Raw genomic sequence first — 18,938 nt, 5'->3', positions numbered from 1 at the left:
AGATTAAAAATGAGCTCAAACTCTAACAATCGCCATGAAGTCGTTGAACGTAACGTTGGCTTACTGGCTATCCTAATCGTATTCGCAATCAGCTTGGGCGCACTTGTTGAAATCACACCACTGATTTTCCAAAAGCAAACGACTGAACCTGTGAAAAACCTACGTGCGTACAGTGCACTAGAAATGGAAGGTCGCGATATCTATATTCGTGAAGGTTGTAACGTTTGTCACAGCCAAATGATTCGCCCATTCCGTTCAGAGACTGAGCGTTACGGTCACTACTCTGTCGCTGGTGAAAGCGTATGGGAACACCCATTCCTATGGGGTTCTAAGCGTACTGGCCCAGATCTAGCTCGTGTTGGTGGACGTTACTCAGATGAGTGGCATCGTGTTCACCTAATTGATCCTCGTGAATTGGTTCCAGAATCAAACATGCCAGGCTTCCCTTGGCTTGAGGAAAACGTACTGGATGGCAAACTGACGCAGAAGAAACTTGAGATCTTCCGTAATCAATTTGGTGTTCCATACACGGACGAGCAAATCGCAAATGCATCTAAAGACGTAGAAGGTAAAACAGAGATGGACGCCATCATTGCTTATCTTCAATCTTTAGGCCATGCGATGAAATAAGGAGGGGCTTATGGATATCGGTACTATTCACAGTATTTGGACCATAGTTTTGTTCGCGAGCTTTATCGGTGTTGTGTGGTGGGCTTTCGGTAAAAGTCGTAAATCACGATTCGAAGAAGATGCAAACCTAGTATTCGCTGACGAGCAAAAACCCACCTCCGAAGAAAAAGGAGTGACTAAGTAATGACTACATTCTGGAGTCTATGGATTATTGTCATCACTGTCGGCACGTTGCTTGGTTGCGCAGCTATCCTGTATTGGTGTGTTCGCGACAAAATGGGTGTCGAAGAAGGCGAAGATATGGGACACGAGTACGATGGTATTCGTGAACTAAACAACCCACTGCCTAAGTGGTGGACTTATTTGTTCGTCGGTACGTTCGTATTTGCAGCAATCTACCTTGCGCTATATCCGGGTCTAGGTAGTTATAAAGGCCTTCTAGGCTGGCAAAGTTCGGACCAAACAGTACGTTCGATTGAAGAGTCAAAAGCATCGATTGCCGCTGCACAGAGCAACAAGTCTCTTGTACAGTATGCAAAAGAGCTAGATGACGCAGAAACTCACTTTGGTGAGGCATTCAACCGTCTAGCGAAGTCTTCGGATGGTGCGTTGCGCCCTATCCCAGAAATCGCAGCAGACAGTGAAGCAATCAAAGTGGGTCAACGTTTGTTCCTACAAAACTGCTCTCAATGTCACGGCTCAGATGCGCGTGGTCAAACTGGCTTCCCTAATCTAACGGACGATGCGTGGCTATATGGTGGTGAACCAGAAGCTATCGTAACTACTGTTATGCAGGGTCGTATCGGTCAAATGCCAGCGTGGAAAGACGCATTGGGCGAAGATGGCGTTCGTGAAGTAGTCAGCTACACACTGAGCCTATCAGGTCGTAAAGTTAACGCACGTGAAGCTGAAGCAGGCAAAGCTCGTTTTGTAGTCTGTGCAGCGTGTCACGGTACAGACGGTAAGGGTAACCCTGCTGTAGGTGCTCCTGATCTGACTGACCAAGTTTGGCTATTTGGTGATTCTCGTGCTGCTGTGACTGAAACAGTCATGAATGGTCGTTCTGGTGTTATGCCAGCATGGAAAGACATTCTAGGTGAAGAAAAAGTACAGCTGGTTTCAGCGTACGTTTGGAGCCTAAGTAATTCCGACAAATAAGTAACATTTCAATAACAGCCCCTTGTAAGGGGCTGTCTTTTCTAGATAAATTATAATTTCTTTCTTAGTTAGCTGTTGAGAACTTTTTTATGGTAAAGCCTTGGTATAAACAATTCTGGCCGTGGTTTCTAATCGCGTTGCCGCTTATCGTTGTGATTGCAACTGTCTACAGAATTTCACTGTTATTAGACAACAAAGTCAATCTGGTTGCCGAGGATTACTATAAAAAAGGCAAGGGAATTAACGTTGATCTAACCAAGATTAATGTCGCTAAAGAATTGGGGCTAAATGCTACGGTTTCGTCTGCTGGAGACACTATTCTGATTACGCTTCAGAAAGGTCAACTGCCCCACTTTCCAGCTCTCACTGCTACTTTTACTCACCGTACTCTGCCGGATAGAGACTTTGAAAAACTCTTAACTGCCGATGCTAAAGGCACTTATCGCCTTATATTGGACCATGATGTGCAAGGGCCTTGGTTCGTTGAACTACAGCCACATGACCAAGCGTGGATGGTTCAAGGTCGAGTCACTTTTCCAACTGAAACTGATGTAGTGTTGTTAGATTAGATTATGTGTAAGACGTGTTATCACTGCGGTGAAGATGTACCAGCCAACACGAGCTTCAGCGTAGACATATTAGGTGCAGAACGGGACATGTGTTGTCCCGGCTGTGAAAGCGTGGCTCAAACCATCGTGGATAGCGGATTAGTCTCCTACTATCAATATCGAACAGCACCGGCAGAGAAAGCCGATCTCGTCCCAGAACAATTGCGGTCGCTAATTCATTATGACAATGAAGATGTACAAGCTGAATTTGTACGGAACAACGAAGATACCAAAGAGGTGACATTGTCACTTGATGGTGTATCCTGCGCGGCTTGTGCGTGGTTAATAGAAAAACGTATGGCTGTCGAGCCTGGTGTGCTGTCTATTCGCGTTAATACAACCACCAACCGTGCTCTGCTTAAGTGGGACAAAACCAAAACACAACTCAGCCAACTGCTCTCTTCTATCCATTCTTTAGGCTACAAAGCAGCACCTTTTGAGGCCGATAAACAAGAGGCTGCTTACCACGCTACCATGAAGCAGTATCTATATCGTCTGGGTATTGCTGGCCTCGCCACCATGCAAGTTATGATGCTTGCAGTGGCATTGTATCTAGAGGTGTTTGGTGATTTAGAACCGGAATTTAAAAACTATTTCCGATGGGTCAGTTTGATATTCGCAACGCCTGTTCTTCTATATTCCGCCCTACCGTTTTATATCAATGCTTGGAGAAGTATTAGAGGTCGAACACTAGGGATGGATGTTCCTGTCTCCATCGCTCTCATTCTTGCATACGTGGCCAGTTTAGTTGCTACCGTGGCAGAAAAAGGTGAGGTGTTCTTTGAATCGATCTCTATGTTCACCTTCTTCTTGCTCGTTGGACGGTATCTAGAGATGCGTGCTCGTCGTAAGGCAGCTGCAGCAAGCGGTAACCTGCTTAAGCTTGTTCCTGCGATAGCCAACAAATTAGATGGCGACCAAGTACCAGTAAAATCACTACAAATCGGTGACCAGATCAAAGTACTACCAGGTGAACATATCCCAGCAGATGGGATCGTGCTAAGTGGTCGTATTCATATCGATGAGTCGATGCTGACTGGTGAATCTCTGCCTGTAGTTAAAAGCAAAGACGACTTTGTGTATGCAGGTACGTTGAATGGCGATGAAGCTTTCGACTTAGAAGTGCGCTCGACCAAAGCTGACTCCATGATCTCAAGCATTGTGAGGTTGCAAGATGAAGCGCAGTTAACTAAGCCCAAGATAGCTGAAATAGCCGATATCGTTGCACGCTATTTTGTGGCAATTATATTAATTATCGCTGCAGGAACATGGTTCTATTGGCATCAGACTAAGCCAGACGACGCATTCTGGATCATGTTGTCTGTCCTTGTTGCAACCTGCCCTTGTGCTCTTTCGCTGGCGACTCCTACAGCGATTACTTGCTCTAGTTCAAGAATGGGCACTCTTGGTATTTTGTCTCGTAGAGGTCATGTCTTTGAGACCTTATGTAAGGTAAATCATCTTGTTGTCGATAAAACGGGAACGTTGACACATGGCGACATCGAAATTGCTAAAACCAATTTGTTTGGTGATTTATCAGAGCAGCAAGCGTTGGAGTTAGCAGCCGCTCTTGAAAGTCATGCCAACCATCCTATTGCTCGCGCGTTTAAACCATACTTAAACCGTGAATTAGTGGTGAACAGCGTCGAAAACGTTATCGGCTCTGGGCTGACGGGGTATTTCGGTGATTCCTTAGTAAAAATAGGCAATGCTTCTTTTGTACTTGGTAGAACCGATAATGCTCGTAACAGCGTATATATGTCTATCAATGGTGAACATGTAGCGACATTTATATACCGAGATCCGATTCGAAAAGAAGCTGCTGAGTTCATTGATAAGATGCGTGCGGCAGGTGTAAAAACCACATTGTTAACTGGCGATACGATGGCAAATGCCGAAGTAGTTGCAAAAGAAGTGGGTATCGATGACGTGGTCGCCAGTGCTTCACCAAGTGATAAGCTAGACTATCTTAAATCTCTGGGTAGTAATGATGTATCTATGATGATCGGCGATGGTATTAATGATGCACCAACTCTGGCGGGCGCTCACCTGTCTATTGCTATGGGTGGCGGTACGGACGTTGCTAAAGCTTCGGCAGATTTAGTGTTGCTAGGAGACCGACTTGATAAGATCTTGACTGCTCGAGAGTTAGCGATAAGAACAAGAAAGATTATTAGAGAGAACCTAGCTTGGTCTTTAGGGTATAATCTTCTCATCCTACCTCTCGCGGTTGCAGGTCTTGTCGCGCCTTACATCGCAGTAGTAGGAATGTCAGCGAGTTCTATCATCGTTGTTTCAAACTCGCTGCGCTTGCTCAAAGAAGAAGGTAAGTAACATGGAAAGCATCTACATATTGATCCCAATTGCTATTGTCTTAGTTTGTGTCGCAGTTGGTATCTTCCTATGGGCAGTAAAGAGTGAGCAGTTTGAAGATCTTGAAAGACAAGGTCACAATATTCTGTTTGATGAAGATGTAGAGCAGAAAAAGGATACCAAGAAGGATTCAAAAGAGTGACATTGGATCTATTAGGCGCCTTTACTATCGGCTTACTCGGCGCCGGCCACTGCATGGGAATGTGTGGTGGCATAGCCTCCCTCCTTTCTATCGGACAACCGAATAAAACCCCTACCACTCTTATCGTCAATTACAATCTTGGCCGTTTGATCAGTTATGCATTGATAGGTAGTGTTGTAGGTGGAACGATTGCAGGGATTGCGTCGCTTTCCCAGTTTAATCATGCACTTGCTATTCTGCGCATCATTGCAGCCGCCTTTATGGTGTTGCTTGCCTTCTACGTAGGGCGTTGGTGGAATGGCTTGTTAATTGTTGAAAAGCTGGGTCAGTCGTTATGGAAACGAATTTCACCTTTCGCAAACCAATTACTTCCTTTAAAGCACAGCAGCTATGCTATCCCCTTTGGTTTTCTTTGGGGCTGGTTGCCTTGTGGACTTGTTTATTCAACATTAACGTGGGCAGCGGTTTCTGGAAGCGCATTGGGAGGCGCCGCCACCATGTTAGCGTTTGGACTAGGTACACTGCCAGCGATGCTACTTGTTGGAACGAGCGCAACAAAATTAAAAAACCTGCAAAATTCGCTCATATTCCGTAATATCGCAGCGATTTCTATACTTGTATATGGCCTGTATACAGGTTATGAATCGGTGATGATTTTTAACGCAAACTAATAGATGATTGTTTTATCATTGATTTTTTAGCTACCCTTAAGGGGTAATGAATGATAAAATCTTGATGTACATCAAATAGTGAAAGGTTGTTATGATTTCTGAAAAACCTGTAGCAAAACGTATTCAGTCCGGTGGCTGTGCCATCCATTGTCAAGATTGTAGTATTAGTCAGCTGTGTATCCCCTTTACTTTGAATGAATCTGAGCTCGATCAACTCGACCAAATCATTGAACGTAAAAAGCCGATTCAAAAAGGCCAAGAGCTTTTTAAAGCGGGTGATGAACTTAAGTCTCTCTATGCTATTCGCTCTGGCACAATCAAGAGCTATACCATCACAGAACAAGGTGACGAGCAAATTACAGCATTCCACCTTGCTGGTGATCTTGTAGGTTTTGACGCAATTACGGGTGATGAACACCCTAGTTTTGCACAAGCACTTGAAACATCAATGGTTTGCGAGATTCCTTACGAAATTCTAGATGATTTGTCAGGAAAAATGCCTAAGCTTCGTCAACAAATTATGCGTTTGATGTCGAACGAGATCAAAGGCGACCAAGAAATGATTCTACTGCTTTCTAAAAAGAACGCAGAGGAGCGTTTAGCCGCTTTCTTATATAATTTGTCGACACGCTTTTCTCAACGAGGCTTTAGCCCTAGAGAATTCCGTCTCACTATGACTCGTGGTGACATTGGTAACTACCTTGGTCTGACTGTCGAAACAATCAGTCGCCTATTGGGTCGCTTCCAAAAATCTGAAGTATTAAGTGTAAAAGGTAAATACATTACCATTATCGATCACGACGCTTTGATGGAAATGGCTGGCGTTACCAAAGAGTAAACTGACGTTTTTATCAGAACTCTACAACCTTTCAAAAAGTGGCTCTATGATGAGCCACTTCAAATTTCTACCTACCTGTTCTCCAATTTTTCTAAAAAAATTCATAGATTTGCGCTAAAGTTAATTTAGGTTATAGCCCAAATAGGTAGGGAGTATCTATGAGCATTTACAGTAAAATCCTCGTCGTTGCGAACCTCAATAGCGATGAGCAACCTGCCCTTGCTCGTGCGGTTCAACTTGCTAAGAAGAGTAAATCCAGAAGCCATATTTCGTTCTTCTTATCTATCTACGACTTTTCCTACGATATGACATCCATGCTTTCGCATGAAGAGCGTGACGCAATGCGACGCGGTGTGATTCAGCAACGTGAAGAGTGGATGCGCAATGTTGCCAAACCGTTTATCGATGACAGTTTTGATTTCGATGTGAAAGTGGTTTGGCACAATCGCCCTTATGTCGCCATCGTAGAAGAAGTGTTTGAAGGAAAGCACGATATTGTCATTAAAGCGACGCGCAAGCACGACATCTTAGAGTCTGTCATTTTCACCCCGACAGATTGGCATTTGTTAAGAAAATGCCCAGTGCCTGTATTACTGGTTAAAAATTCAGACTGGCCAGAACACGCTAACATTATTGCATCAGTGCATGTTGGCTCTGAAAACCCAACCCACATCGATCTTAATGACTGTATGGTCAAACAGCTTGATAGTTTAACTGAACGCCTTGGCGCAACGGGTTATTTGGTTAACGCCTACCCTGTCACCCCAGCAAATATTACTATTGAGCTTCCTGAGTTCGATCCTGCAACCTATACCGATGCAGTTCGTGGCCATCATTTGACAGCGATGAAAGCTCTAAGACAAAAACACGGTTATTCAGAAGAGCATACTATTGTTGAACAAGGCTTGCCGGAAGATATCATCCCTGATGTATCACGTCAGCTTGATGCAGGTATGGTCATACTTGGTACTACTGGACGTACGGGCTTATCGGCGGTGTTCATCGGCAATACGGCTGAACATGTGATTGATAAGATAAACTGTGACGTAATGGCATTGAAACCTGAAGGTTACATCAGCCCATTAGACCCAAGCCAAGCCTGATAAGTACGTTTCCCCTATGCAGGCAGGAATAGACTTGAACAGGACATTGAATCCTTAACATGATTCTGGATTGGGAATGTATAAAGATATAAATTCAGAATGCCTACTACAGAAAAGAAAGCGCCCCTCTGACGAGGGGCGCTATTTTGATTAGATTTCGTAACTAAACATTGGTCACATCAATAAACATCGATTCATCGATATTAGTTGAAGAAACTGTCGCTTCGCTAAAGTCATAAGCTTCTCGTTCCCCTTCACGATCAAGTGGGAGGTTGACGAAGTCAAATAATTCACGATCAGCTAACTGGCTTGGGCTAACGTTTTGAATCGATTTGAAGATGCTCTCTACACGCCCTGGAGTTTTCTTATCCCAATCGATCAGCATGGCTTTGATTGATTGACGCTGTAAGTTTTCTTGCGACCCACATAGGTTACAAGGAATAATAGGAAACTCTTTATGCTCTGCGTAGCGAATCAGATCTTTCTCACGGCAGTACGTCAACGGACGAATAACAACGTTACGACCGTCATCTGAACGCAGTTTTGGTGGCATTGCTTTGAGACGGGAACCATGGAACATATTTAGGAACATAGTTTCTACGATGTCATCTAAATGGTGACCCAATGCTATTTTCGTTGCGCCAATCTTCTCAGCGAAAGAGTATAGCGTGCCGCGACGTAATCGAGAGCATAAACCACATGTTGTTTTGCCTTCAGGGATCTTCTCTTTCACTACTGAGTAGGTGTCTTTATCCACAATATAATATGGAATGTTTAGTGTCTCGAAGTAGTCAGGCAAAATATGCTCAGGGAACCCTGGCTGTTTTTGATCTAAGTTTACGGCCACAACATCAAACTTGATAGGCGCTGCTTTTTGAAGATTAAGCAGGATATCGAGCATCGCAAATGAGTCTTTACCACCACTAATACACGCCATTACAACATCGTTCTCTTCTATCATGTTGTAATCTATGATCGCGTTTCCAACATTTCTTCTAAGGCGCTTTTGAAGTTTGTTGAATTCTAGGGTTTCTTTTCTTGTATCTATTTGGGTCATCGCGGGCTCTCACATTGCCGACAGATGTCGACGGTTGGATTTCCTATCAAGGGTTTATCTGGGGCGTGGATTATACGAGCTTTTTTGCCATTATTAAATGGTTGTTTCAAGTTGAGTTGTAGTGAGCGGATTTACAAGTGGGTTTGTAGCATAAAGAAGGATTCAATCCTCTCAGGTAAAGAGGATTGAATGTTTAGAAGCTTATTTAGCTGCTGGTAGATATGGCAGTACACGCAGTGTCTGTGCTGGAAGCGTGATATAGCCATTTTCGCCAATATCCGCTAGTTTGACTTGTGCTTTTCCATTCTCGATCGGTTGTACTTTACCATTAGAAAAAGCGATTGAGCCAGATACGTCAGATGCAAACTCAAGTGTCACTCCTTCTACGTCAGGAGTAAACCAACTTGCAAACATGCCACCTAAGTCTTCTAACATAGTCTGCATTTGAGGCAGTAAGTTGTTTATTTCACTGTAAGAGACTTCTCCCGATAAAGGCTGTTTGGTCAGTACTACCATAGAGAAATCACATCGCTTGTCCTGCGGCGTATGTACAAATACCAACGGGTTGGCTTGCTTTAGATTACTGTCTAGAGGAACGAGTAATTCATTCGCAGCGCTCGTTTGAAGATCTTCATAATGTTCTTCTTTCTCCATCCAGGCTTTTTCGATTGTACAAAGTGATTTGTTGTCTGCATCAACAAAGAAAAAACCGACTTTCACGTCTTCATGGCCTTCTTTGGCATTATTCTTCATTTGCGAATAAAGCTTTGAGTAGGTAAACATGTATTCTTGAGCTAACGTAGGCAGCGTAAATGTACTCGCCGCCAATCCCAACAGGGCTAGATTTATTACTTTCATAAGTTATTGTTTTTGTGTCCAGAATTCTTCATTATGACGAATCATTGCTTGCAGGTCTTTGACGTATGCCTCACCTCGCTCTGAGTAACGCAATAATCCGTTCGTCATTTCCAATGCAGCGGCTTCCGTTCGCGGATCTTGCTCTTTGTCTCTTATGTTGGCACGAATCTCTCTCAATTCTTGGTAAGCACGATTACGGTTAACGTTCATAAAGTAACCATGAATTGACCCTTGCGGGGAATCAAACTTTGCAACTTCGTGTGTTTTACCTTCACTTCTTTGTAAAGGAACCAGCCCACAACCTTTGCTATAGCACCATTGACCAAAGTAGTTATTGGCCTCTTTAGCAAATCGAGAAGTGCCCCAAGCTGATTCATTTGCTGCTTGAGTAAGTACGAGAGCTTCAGGAAGGACATCGACCCTGTGCAACATATCTTCAAGCCATTCTAAAGTCACTTCTGTGGGTTCGAGCGAATACAGCCTTCCTAATCGTTTAGCGGTCTCAATTTGTTCTGAGCTTAGTGAATTCTCTTGTTGTAGAGCCGTTTTCATATCCAATAATCGTTTGCGCTCTTTTTGTACACGTGCATTTTCTATTTCGACACCCGGACGTAAGTAATCAAAGAAGGTTTTCTTTTTGGTGCGCGTATCGGTAATTGTAGCTGTGTCAGGTTTGGATTCAGAAATCGGCGTTAACGTCGAATCTAGTTGCTCAGTGTCATCCTGTTTTTCATAGAAAAATAAAAAAGCGCTCCCCGACAGGAGAGCGATAATTGAAAGAATTTTGCGTGACTTACGCATCAAATACCTCTGGATTCTTATTTGGCTTGTCATCGTTTCTCGGAGGTGGTGGCGTATTGTCATCGTTATCACGATGATCCGAGTCGTCATTTGAGCCGCTGTCATCTTGAGACGCCACAATTTTCAGTTTGATGCCAAACATCTCTCGGTAAAGGATTCCCTTTACATGAAAGAAGAATGGCAACACAAAAATTAGACCGATTCCGTAGAACATGGCCCCAGCAATAAACATCAATACTAACAGAATGTAAATTCCTGCTAGTACGAATATCTTTTTATTTACTGCTCGTAATGAAAGTAAAAGCGACTGCAATGGCGGAACTTTCTTTTCACAAATAAGCAGAATCGATTGGCTAAAAGCTAACGATAAATACATAGACAAGAACGGCAGGATCATACTAACCATCCCTTGTAGTACAAGGCTAAACAGAGTTGCAATAATCACTGGGACAGTAAACTGCAGACCTTTTGCAATATGACGTGGCTTTGTAGTGAGTCCAGCAGCGTGGCTCATTGCCATCAACGAGATACCTGCATAAACCGGTGCACTTACTACTTCATAGCTGAAGTTGGCGACAAATATAGCTTGAAAAATTTGTTCGTTCAAAAGAGATGGATCTTGGAACGCTTGTAAGATCACTGACGGGTCGCCAAGTTGCAATTGCAGCGCTATATAGAAGATTCCTAACTGCACAAAAATCAGTGCGATAATAGCAGGAGAGAAAGACATAAAATGCTTGGTGGTTTGCTTCCAAGCTTCTTGAAACACCGCTCCGGCTTTAAGTTCATACTGGCCGGACACCGCGCGCTCAATGCTTCCACCTAGATTGAAGTCTCTTTCAAAATCGTTTTTCATAGTATTTCCAAGTTACATCCACATCGCGAATGTGTAATTTCTTCGTTGAAAAGGCTGCGCCATTATAGCGGGAACAACAATGTATTATCACTGTTATAACCTTGCTTTCTTGTCTTTTTGGATGATAATTAACCACTTGATAAGGCGAAAATTTCGACTCAGTAAGTTCTTAACTTAGTATGGTAAATAATCTTTAGTTTTACCTGCAAAATTTTTTCTGTTTCGAGGTAAGAAAATGCTTTGAATTCACTCAATTGGTGATTATGATGCGCGCCTTAAATGTGTATAGCAACCGGCCAATTATAAAATTTCGGCCAAGGTGGAGAAAAACAGACGTTGAACGCTAAACATTCAGTAGGAACACCAGTAGTACAGCTATCAGGTGTAAGTAAAAGTTTCGATGGTAAGGAAATCATCGCGAATCTTAACTTAAACGTTAATCATGGTGAGTTTCTCACTATTTTGGGTCCTTCGGGCTGTGGTAAAACTACCGTACTTCGAATGATTGCTGGTTTTGAAACGGTTGATAATGGCCGAATTACCCTAGCTGACCAAGATGTAACGGACGTCCCTGCTGAACAGAGGCATGTAAACACCGTTTTTCAGAGCTATGCCCTATTCCCTCATATGACCGTGTTTGAAAACGTGGCATTTGGTTTGCGCATGCAGAAAGTACCTAACGCAGAAGTTGAACCACGTGTTCTCGAAGCGCTAAAAATGGTACGTCTTGAAAAGATGGCACAACGTAAGCCGCATCAGCTATCTGGTGGACAGCAACAGCGTATCGCTATAGCTCGAGCAGTTGTTAACAAACCAAAAGTATTGCTTCTCGACGAATCGTTATCTGCTCTTGATTACAAACTGCGTAAGCAAATGCAGATCGAGCTTAAACAGCTACAACGTCAATTAGGTATTACCTTTATTTTCGTTACCCACGACCAAGAAGAAGCGTTGTCAATGTCTGACCGTATTATCGTAATGCGTGATGGTGTGATTGAACAAGACGGTTCGCCTCGCGAAATCTATGAAGAGCCTAAAAACCTGTTCGTAGCGCGCTTCATTGGCGAAATTAACGTGTTTAACGCTATTGCTCGCGAGAGAATTGATGACAAGCGCATCAAAGCAGAGATCGAAGGTCAAGAGAGCATCGTCTATTACGACAAAGCGTTTGAAGCAGGAGAAAAGCTTCAAGTTCTTTTGCGTCCTGAAGATTTGCGCATTGAAGAGATCAAAGAATCTGAGAATAAAGGTATCGTTGGTCACGTTGCAGAGCGTACTTATAAAGGTATGACTTTAGATTCAGTTATCGAACTAGAATCAGGTATGCGTGTCATGGTCAGCGAATTCTTTAACGAAGATGATCCTGATGTTGACCACTCGTTAGGTCAAAAAGTGGCGGTAACATGGGTAGAGAGCTGGGAAGTGGTGCTAAAAGATGAGCAAGAGATTTAATTTACAAAACGCCATCATCACTCTGATCGTTAGCTGGTTGGTACTGTTTGTACTCATTCCTAACGTGATGATCATTGGCACCAGTTTCTTAACCCGAGACGAAGCCAACCTCATTGAGATGACGTTTACGTTAGACAACTACGCAAGACTGTTGGACCCACTTTATGCCAAGGTGTTGTTCCATTCATTCTACATGGCGATAGTTGCAACTTTGATTTGCTTAGTCATTGGCTATCCGTTCGCGTATATCGTCGCAAAGATGCCTGAGAAATGGCGTCCGTTTATGTTGTTCCTGGTCATCGTACCTTTTTGGACTAACTCTTTGATCCGTACTTACGGCTTGAAGATTGTGCTCGGTACACAAGGTATCTTGAACAAAAGCTTATTGGCATTGGACATTATCGACAAACCGCTACGCATTATGTACACCGAAACAGCAGTGATGATCGGCCTAGTATATATTCTGTTGCCATTTATGATTTTGCCGCTCTACTCCGCAATCGAAAAACTCGATGGTACATACATTGAGGCTGCAAAAGATTTGGGTGCTAACAAATGGCAAACGCTAACGAAAGTTATTTTGCCGCTCACTATGCCTGGCATTATTGGTGGCTGCTTGCTAGTTCTGTTGCCAGCACTTGGCATGTTCTATATCGCTGACCTACTTGGCGGTGCGAAAAACTTGCTAATTGGTAACGTTATTAAGAGTCAGATTTTGAATGCACGTGATTGGCCGTTTGGTGCTGCGACGAGTATCGCTCTTACCGCTGCGATGGCAGTAATGTTGTATGCCTACTACCGAGCAGGCAAGCTCTTGAATCGTAAAGTGGAGCTAGAATAATGGGACGCGTAGTTAGATTTAGTTTTATGTCGGTAGTTTATGCGTTCTTATATCTACCGATCATCGTATTGATTGCCAACTCGTTCAATGCCAATAAATTTGGTATGAAATGGGGAGGTTGGACAACAAAGTGGTATCACGCTTTAGTCAACAACGACAGCTTAATGCAGGCAGCATGGCATTCACTTAATGTGGCTGTGTTTTCTGCAACTGCAGCTACGATAATTGGTAGCTTAACCGCAGTTGCCCTCTTCCGTTACCAGTTTAAAGGTAAAGGTGCGGTTAGTGGACTGCTGTTCATTGTCATGATGTCTCCTGACATTGTTATGGCAATCTCATTGTTGGCTATTTTCCTAGTATTGGGAGCACAACTTGGCTTCTTTAGCTTGTTAATTGCGCATATTACATTCTGTCTTCCTTTTGTTGTTGTCACTGTTTACAGCCGACTAAAGGGATTCGATGTAAAAATGCTTGAAGCTGCGAAAGACTTAGGTGCGGGTGAATGGACAATCCTGAAACAGATAATCCTGCCTCTTGCTAAACCTGCTGTTGCCGCTGGTTGGTTGTTGTCATTTACGCTTTCATTGGATGACGTTATTGTCAGCTCGTTTGTAACAGGCCCGACTTACGAAATCCTACCGTTAAAGATCTACTCAATGGTAAAAGTGGGTATTTCGCCAGAGGTGAATGCACTGGCCACCATTATGTTAATTGTCTCTCTAATTCTTGTTGTTGCCTCGCAACTGCTTGCTAGAGAGAAAGTGAAATAAATCAGTAAAATCGCTATTTTATTTGCGGGAGCAGAATGGCGGAGACATTCTGCTCTTTTTCTATCTATGCCTTCGGGCAGCGTTTGTTTTGGAGCTAACGTCAATGAAAAAATGGGCTACTTTATTAGCTGGTAGTGCATGTGCACTCTCTCTACTTTCAGGAGCAGCGAGTGCTAAAGATGATCAAGAATTAGTATTTATGAACTGGGGGCCGTATATCAATAGCAGCATCCTAGAACAATTTACTAAAGAAACTGGCATTAAAGTGATCTACTCAACTTATGAGTCGAACGAAACTCTATATGCAAAGCTAAAAACGCATAACAAGGGTTACGATTTAGTTGTTCCTTCAACCTACTTCGTAGCGAAAATGCGCGATGAAGGTATGCTACAGAAAATTGACAAATCAAAGCTGTCGAATTTCAGCAACCTAGATTCTAACTACTTGGATAAGCCATACGATCCTAACAATGACTACTCTATTCCACACGTCGTTGCGATTACAGGTTTAGCCGTCAATACAGACATGTATGACCCAGAAGAGTTTACTAGCTGGGCTGACCTTTGGAAACCGGAGCTAGAAGGTCAATTGATGCTTATGGATGATACTCGTGAAGTATTCCATATTGCTTTACGTAAACTTGGTTACTCGGGTAACACCACGGATAAAGCACAGATCGACGAGGCGTACACCGAATTACAAAAACTGATGCCAAACGTATTGGTATTTAACTCTGATAACCCAGGTGCACCATACATGTCTGGCGAAGTTGGTGTTGGCATGCTTTGGAACGGTTCAGCCGCTGCAGCGCAAAACGAAGGACTTCCAATCAAGCTTGTATTCCCTAAAGAAGGTGGCATTGGTTGGGTAGACAATTTCGCAATTAGCTCTGGAGCGAGAAACGTCGAAGCAGCTCATAAGATGATAGATTTCTTGCTGCGTCCTGAAATTGCTGAACAAATTTCTCGAGATACTGGTTACTTAACAGCCGTTAAAGCATCAAATGAAAAGTTCAAGGACAGCCCTGCTCTATTCCCTTCGCAAGAAGACTTAGATCGCGTTGAATGGCAAGACGCTGTTGGTGATAAAACTGTGGTTTATGAAGATTATTTCTTGAAGCTCAAAGCTGGTCAGTAACTCATAGCGAAATTGACAAAAAGGTGGCATTTGCCACCTTTTTTCATGATTGAGCTGCTATATCATTCTAAACGTTTAATTTTTGTAAATTCCTACATAGAGTATTCAATCATTGACTGATATAATGTTGTGATGCACATCAAATAATGATGGCGTGCAAAGTAATATAGGAACCCCTACTTTCCTATATTGTCATGTCTCCTAGAGACTCTTTGTCTACCAATACAAACGGAAAAGTAATGAAAAGCAAATTGTATGCAGGCGCACTTTGTGCGGCGACTCTTCTCACTACCCCGGCGTTTGCAGCCAACGAAGAACTTTACTTCTACAACTGGTCTGAATACATTCCTAGCGAAGTACTAGAAGACTTTACCAAAGAAACTGGTATCAAAGTCATCTACTCTACTTATGAATCCAACGAAAGCATGTACGCTAAGCTAAAGACCCAAGGTTCAGGTTACGATCTTGTCGTACCATCGACCTACTTCGTGTCTAAGATGCGTAAAGAAGGCATGCTTCAAGAGATTGATAAAGAAAAACTTACTCACTTCAAAGATTTGGATCCTAATTATTTAGACAAACCTTTTGATCCAGATAACAAATACTCAATCCCTTATATCTGGGGTGCAACCGGTATTGGTATCAATACTGACATGCTTGATAAATCAGCAGTGAGCTCTTGGGATGACCTTTGGGATCCTCAGTGGGAAGGCCAGTTGATGATGATGGATGACTCTCGTGAAGTATTCCATATTGCATTGACTAAATTAGGTTATTCACCGAATACTACAAATCCAGACGAAATCAAAGCAGCGTATGAAGAACTAAGAAAGCTAGTACCAAACGTTTTGGTGTTTAACTCTGATTTCCCTGCTAACCCGTACCTTGCTGGTGAAGTGTCACTTGGTATGCTTTGGAACGGTTCAGCGTACATGGCCCGTCAAGAAGGTGCGTCAATTGATATTGTTTGGCCTGAGAAAGGTGCAATTTTCTGGATGGACAGTCTTGCTATCCCTTCAGGTGCCAAAAACGTTGATGCTGCACACAAGATGATCGACTTCTTATTGCGTCCAGAAAATGCAGCGAAAATTGCTTTAGAGATTGGCTATCCGACTCCAGTTAAGACGGCTTATCCTCTACTTCCAAAAGAGTTTGCTAACGATCCAAACGTGTTCCCACCACAAGAAGTGATGGATTCAGGTACATGGCAAGATGAAGTTGGCGAAGCTGGTGCGCTGTACGAAGAGTACTTCCAAAAGCTAAAAGTAGACAACTAAGCACAGTTTTTTCAATGAATAATAAAATAGCCCTCAAGTACGAGGGCTATTTTTATTTAAGTCGACAATCGATGACCTTATGAAGCTGCCTTATCCTCGGTCTGTAACGCTAAAATCTCTCTGACCAGTTTTGGCACTTCTATGCTTGCCTTGCCATAGCGCTTCTCTTCAAACTCACTTTGAACCGCACTAGGTTCTAAGTTAATTTCAATCGTATGCGCACCATGCATTTTTGCGTCATGGACAAAACCTGCTGCAGGATAAACTACCCCAGAGGTACCTATAGATATGAACAAGTCTGCTTTTTCTAATGCCGCATAGATATCACCCATTTTTAACGGCATTTCGCCAAACCAAACTATATGAGGGCGCATTTGTGATGGAATCTGGCAACAATGGCACAAATCACCCGTTTCGATGTCATTCACCATTTCGACGACCTGCCCTGACTCAGAGCAGCGAGCACGAAGCAACTCTCCGTGCATATGGATGATATTCTCACTACCGCCACGCTCATGAAGGTTATCGATGTTTTGTGTGATAACCGTTACTGTCCCCTCTAACTGCCTTTCTAGGTCCCCAAGAGCAATATGAGCCGCATTAGGTCGGATATCGGTTTGTTGAAGCTTCTGACGTCGTTGATTGTAGAAGCTTTGGACTAACTCTGGGTTTCTCGCAAATCCTTCAGGGGTCGCTACATCTTCGATGCGATGATTTTCCCAAAGTCCATCTTGTGCACGAAAAGTCTGTATTCCTGATTCTGCCGAAATACCTGCCCCGGTTAAAACGACAACATTTTTATAGGGAAACTTCATAAACACTCCTTGTGCTGACTTATCGTTGTTTTAATAAGAGTAACACGGAAGCAATAACAACAGTAGTTTTGGGGATTAGACCATAGTCTAAATTTACTTAGATTCAGTAAGTTAGATAGTGGGAATATGATGAGCACCCAAGTATTTCTTCGGGTGCTCTTATGTACTTAGTCTTCGTTAGTGGCGGATATTCTGTGGATCGCCAGATCCGCTCCGTTAAATTCATCTTCTTCAGAGAGTCGTAATCCGGCTACTTTATCCAGAATGCCATATACTATCCCTGCACCGATTACCGCAATGACCACGCCCGCGACCGTGCCAATAAGCTGAGAAGCGAAACTAACGCCCCCTAACCCGCCCAAAGCTTGCTGCCCAAATATACCGGCTGCGATACCACCCCATACGCCGCAAAGCCCATGCAAAGGCCACACGCCTAATACATCATCGATCTTAGTTTTATTCTGTAAGTAGGTGAACACCCAAACAAACAATGCTCCTGCAACTGAACCAGTAACTAGTGCGCCAATTGGATGCATCAAATCGGAACCTGCACAAATAGCCACTAAACCAGCTAACGGACCATTGTGGATAAAGCCAGGGTCATTTCTTCCGACAATTAGTGACGCCAAGATACCGCCCACCATCGCCATCAGCGAGTTCATAGCAACAAGGCCGCTGATGCCTTCCAAAGTTTGCGCTGACATGACGTTAAAGCCAAACCAGCCAACACTAAGAATCCAAGCACCTAACGCTAAAAAAGGAATGTTAGAAGGTGCGAAGTTAGTATGCTTGCCTGCACGAACTCGTCCTTTGCGCATTCCTAAAAAGATAACCGCGACCAGCGCGATCCAACCACCGACGCCATGTACAACGACTGAACCAGCAAAGTCATGAAATCCGGCGCCAAAGCTCTGTTCTAACCAGTTTTGAAATCCGAAGTTACCGTTCCAAATCATACCTTCGAATAATGGATAGACGATACCAACCGTAAAAAAAGTGGCAAGAAGAATTGGGTAAAAACGAGCCCGCTCAGCAATACCACCAGAAACAATGGCGGGGATTGCTGCGGCAAATGTCAGTAAGAAAAAGAACTTCACTAGCTCATATCCGTTGCCTTGTGACAATGTCTCCGCATCTGCAAAGAAAGTGCCCCCGTATGCAACCCAATAACCGATAAAAAAGTAAGCGATTGCCGAGACACCAAAATCGGCGAGTATCTTTACCAAAGCGTTTACTTGGTTTTTATGGCGAACGGTTCCCACTTCTAGGAACGCAAAGCCTGCGTGCATTAAAAACACCATGATGGCGCCCAATAGTAAAAATAGTGTGTCTGAGCTTTGCGTTAGTGTTTGTACGGCTCCATGTACCTGCTCTACCGAAGTGGTCATGTACTAATTACTCCTTTGCAACGATTCAATCCATGTAATGCACAATATCTGTGCTTCTTATTCTTTAAGCACACCAAAATAGGGAGCGCTAAACTCGAACGTTGTATAAGGCAATTAGCATTCCACTTATTGTCCAAACACAAGATAATCACTAAGTTATTG

The 18,938-nt window shown here is 43.3% G+C and carries 20 protein-coding genes; 14 read left to right on the top strand and 6 right to left on the bottom strand.

The genetic code is table 11. The features are described from left to right. Nucleotides 1-9 precede the first annotated feature (9 nt). The 9 genes from ccoO (at nt 10) to uspE (ending at nt 7,523) form a co-directional block, all read left to right on the top strand. Nucleotides 10-630: a cytochrome-c oxidase, cbb3-type subunit II gene (gene ccoO / locus MMA19_RS07405; protein WP_006074497.1), complete on the top strand. Its 621-nt coding sequence runs from the start codon at nt 10-12 to the stop codon at nt 628-630. Between the two features lie 10 nt (nt 631-640). Continuing rightward, the gene (locus tag MMA19_RS07400; RefSeq protein ID WP_006074494.1) at nt 641-814 is read left to right on the top strand and encodes a CcoQ/FixQ family Cbb3-type cytochrome c oxidase assembly chaperone; all 174 of its coding nucleotides are present in this window, start codon (nt 641-643) and stop codon (nt 812-814) included. Then, the gene (gene ccoP, locus MMA19_RS07395; protein WP_006074493.1) at nt 814-1,788 is read left to right on the top strand and encodes a cytochrome-c oxidase, cbb3-type subunit III; all 975 of its coding nucleotides are present in this window, start codon (nt 814-816) and stop codon (nt 1,786-1,788) included. The genes MMA19_RS07400 and ccoP overlap by 1 nt, the downstream gene beginning before the upstream one ends. 89 nt (nt 1,789-1,877) lie before the next feature. After that, a complete protein-coding gene (locus MMA19_RS07390; RefSeq protein ID WP_006074489.1) occupies nt 1,878-2,357 on the top strand; it encodes a FixH family protein in 480 nt (159 codons plus the stop codon). 3 nt (nt 2,358-2,360) lie between these two features. Further along, nucleotides 2,361-4,730 carry a heavy metal translocating P-type ATPase gene (locus tag MMA19_RS07385; protein WP_240205892.1) on the top strand — a complete coding sequence of 790 codons (2,370 nt, stop codon included), beginning with the start codon at nt 2,361-2,363 and terminating at the stop codon, nt 4,728-4,730. A 1-nt stretch (nt 4,731) separates the two neighbouring features. Then, complete coding sequence (ccoS, locus tag MMA19_RS07380) at nt 4,732-4,911, top strand: cbb3-type cytochrome oxidase assembly protein CcoS (RefSeq protein WP_006074487.1); 180 nt, start codon at nt 4,732-4,734, stop codon at nt 4,909-4,911. Next, nucleotides 4,908-5,582 carry a sulfite exporter TauE/SafE family protein gene (locus MMA19_RS07375; protein WP_006074486.1) on the top strand — a complete coding sequence of 225 codons (675 nt, stop codon included), beginning with the start codon at nt 4,908-4,910 and terminating at the stop codon, nt 5,580-5,582. Before ccoS ends, MMA19_RS07375 begins: the two co-directional genes overlap by 4 nt. Nucleotides 5,583-5,673: 91 nt before the next feature. Further along, on the top strand, nt 5,674-6,420 hold the full coding sequence (locus tag MMA19_RS07370) for an FNR family transcription factor (protein WP_006074485.1): 747 nt from the start codon (nt 5,674-5,676) through the stop codon (nt 6,418-6,420). Between the two features lie 158 nt (nt 6,421-6,578). Beyond that, nucleotides 6,579-7,523: a universal stress protein UspE gene (gene uspE / locus MMA19_RS07365; protein WP_006074483.1), complete on the top strand. Its 945-nt coding sequence runs from the start codon at nt 6,579-6,581 to the stop codon at nt 7,521-7,523. A gap of 163 nt (nt 7,524-7,686) precedes the next feature. Here the strand turns inward: uspE and ttcA are convergent, their stop codons facing one another. From ttcA to MMA19_RS07345, 4 genes are all read right to left on the bottom strand, one after another. Then, nucleotides 7,687-8,580: a tRNA 2-thiocytidine(32) synthetase TtcA gene (gene ttcA, locus MMA19_RS07360; protein ID WP_006074480.1), complete on the bottom strand. Its 894-nt coding sequence runs from the start codon at nt 8,578-8,580 to the stop codon at nt 7,687-7,689. Nucleotides 8,581-8,781: 201 nt separating this feature from the next. Further along, nucleotides 8,782-9,438: a DUF2987 domain-containing protein gene (locus MMA19_RS07355; protein WP_236110652.1), complete on the bottom strand. Its 657-nt coding sequence runs from the start codon at nt 9,436-9,438 to the stop codon at nt 8,782-8,784. A gap of 3 nt (nt 9,439-9,441) precedes the next feature. Continuing rightward, a complete protein-coding gene (locus tag MMA19_RS07350; RefSeq protein ID WP_240205891.1) occupies nt 9,442-10,239 on the bottom strand; it encodes a glucosaminidase domain-containing protein in 798 nt (265 codons plus the stop codon). Then, a complete protein-coding gene (locus MMA19_RS07345; RefSeq protein WP_006074477.1) occupies nt 10,232-11,095 on the bottom strand; it encodes a hypothetical protein in 864 nt (287 codons plus the stop codon). Before MMA19_RS07345 ends, MMA19_RS07350 begins: the two co-directional genes overlap by 8 nt. Nucleotides 11,096-11,431: 336 nt before the next feature. On the opposite strand from MMA19_RS07345, the gene potA reads away from it, so the two are divergent. The 5 genes from potA to MMA19_RS07320 all read left to right on the top strand — a co-directional run bounded on the left by potA (nt 11,432) and on the right by MMA19_RS07320 (nt 16,573). Beyond that, a complete protein-coding gene (gene potA / locus MMA19_RS07340; protein WP_038230549.1) occupies nt 11,432-12,547 on the top strand; it encodes a spermidine/putrescine ABC transporter ATP-binding protein PotA in 1,116 nt (371 codons plus the stop codon). Then, on the top strand, nt 12,531-13,388 hold the full coding sequence (gene potB, locus MMA19_RS07335; RefSeq protein ID WP_006075155.1) for a spermidine/putrescine ABC transporter permease PotB: 858 nt from the start codon (nt 12,531-12,533) through the stop codon (nt 13,386-13,388). Before potA ends, potB begins: the two co-directional genes overlap by 17 nt. Then, nucleotides 13,388-14,158, top strand: a complete 771-nt coding sequence (potC, locus tag MMA19_RS07330) for a spermidine/putrescine ABC transporter permease PotC (RefSeq protein ID WP_006075154.1) — start codon at nt 13,388-13,390, stop codon at nt 14,156-14,158. The genes potB and potC overlap by 1 nt, the downstream gene beginning before the upstream one ends. 103 nt (nt 14,159-14,261) lie before the next feature. Beyond that, entirely contained in the window at nt 14,262-15,296 is a 1,035-nt protein-coding gene (locus MMA19_RS07325; protein ID WP_006075153.1) for an extracellular solute-binding protein, read from the top strand. Between the two features lie 239 nt (nt 15,297-15,535). Further along, nucleotides 15,536-16,573 (top strand): extracellular solute-binding protein, encoded by a 1,038-nt coding sequence (locus MMA19_RS07320; RefSeq protein WP_006075152.1) that lies wholly within the window; start codon nt 15,536-15,538, stop codon nt 16,571-16,573. Between the two features lie 77 nt (nt 16,574-16,650). On the opposite strand, the gene cobB is transcribed toward MMA19_RS07320, so the two are convergent. Next, on the bottom strand, nt 16,651-17,388 hold the full coding sequence (cobB, locus tag MMA19_RS07315) for a Sir2 family NAD+-dependent deacetylase (protein WP_006075151.1): 738 nt from the start codon (nt 17,386-17,388) through the stop codon (nt 16,651-16,653). Between the two features lie 167 nt (nt 17,389-17,555). Then, nucleotides 17,556-18,776, bottom strand: a complete 1,221-nt coding sequence (locus tag MMA19_RS07310) for an ammonium transporter (protein WP_088877323.1) — start codon at nt 18,774-18,776, stop codon at nt 17,556-17,558. Nucleotides 18,777-18,938: the final 162 nt, after the last annotated feature.

The sequence above is a fragment of the Vibrio sp. CyArs1 genome (genome assembly GCF_022432925.1).
Lineage (GTDB): Bacteria > Pseudomonadota > Gammaproteobacteria > Enterobacterales > Vibrionaceae > Vibrio > Vibrio mediterranei.
Note: the sequence above shows the minus strand (reverse complement) of the source record. Positions and strands in the feature narration are given on the sequence as shown.

Bases quoted from the DNA above. Each gene is read 5' to 3' on its own strand.
- ccoS (WP_006074487.1), top strand. From the start codon at position 4,732: ATGGAAAGCATCTACATATTGATCCCAATTGCTATTGTCTTAGTTTGT.
- potC (WP_006075154.1), top strand. From the start codon at position 13,388: ATGGGACGCGTAGTTAGATTTAGTTTTATGTCGGTAGTTTATGCGTTC.
- potB (WP_006075155.1), top strand. From the start codon at position 12,531: ATGAGCAAGAGATTTAATTTACAAAACGCCATCATCACTCTGATCGTT.
- MMA19_RS07345 (WP_006074477.1), bottom strand. From the start codon at position 11,095: ATGAAAAACGATTTTGAAAGAGACTTCAATCTAGGTGGAAGCATTGAG.
- ttcA (WP_006074480.1), bottom strand. From the start codon at position 8,580: ATGACCCAAATAGATACAAGAAAAGAAACCCTAGAATTCAACAAACTT.
- MMA19_RS07390 (WP_006074489.1), top strand. From the start codon at position 1,878: ATGGTAAAGCCTTGGTATAAACAATTCTGGCCGTGGTTTCTAATCGCG.
- ccoO (WP_006074497.1), top strand. From the start codon at position 10: ATGAGCTCAAACTCTAACAATCGCCATGAAGTCGTTGAACGTAACGTT.
- cobB (WP_006075151.1), bottom strand. From the start codon at position 17,388: ATGAAGTTTCCCTATAAAAATGTTGTCGTTTTAACCGGGGCAGGTATT.
- uspE (WP_006074483.1), top strand. From the start codon at position 6,579: ATGAGCATTTACAGTAAAATCCTCGTCGTTGCGAACCTCAATAGCGAT.
- MMA19_RS07355 (WP_236110652.1), bottom strand. From the start codon at position 9,438: ATGAAAGTAATAAATCTAGCCCTGTTGGGATTGGCGGCGAGTACATTT.
- ccoP (WP_006074493.1), top strand. From the start codon at position 814: ATGACTACATTCTGGAGTCTATGGATTATTGTCATCACTGTCGGCACG.
- MMA19_RS07325 (WP_006075153.1), top strand. From the start codon at position 14,262: ATGAAAAAATGGGCTACTTTATTAGCTGGTAGTGCATGTGCACTCTCT.
- MMA19_RS07350 (WP_240205891.1), bottom strand. From the start codon at position 10,239: ATGCGTAAGTCACGCAAAATTCTTTCAATTATCGCTCTCCTGTCGGGG.
- MMA19_RS07385 (WP_240205892.1), top strand. From the start codon at position 2,361: ATGTGTAAGACGTGTTATCACTGCGGTGAAGATGTACCAGCCAACACG.
- MMA19_RS07310 (WP_088877323.1), bottom strand. From the start codon at position 18,776: ATGACCACTTCGGTAGAGCAGGTACATGGAGCCGTACAAACACTAACG.
- MMA19_RS07370 (WP_006074485.1), top strand. From the start codon at position 5,674: ATGATTTCTGAAAAACCTGTAGCAAAACGTATTCAGTCCGGTGGCTGT.
- MMA19_RS07320 (WP_006075152.1), top strand. From the start codon at position 15,536: ATGAAAAGCAAATTGTATGCAGGCGCACTTTGTGCGGCGACTCTTCTC.
- MMA19_RS07400 (WP_006074494.1), top strand. From the start codon at position 641: ATGGATATCGGTACTATTCACAGTATTTGGACCATAGTTTTGTTCGCG.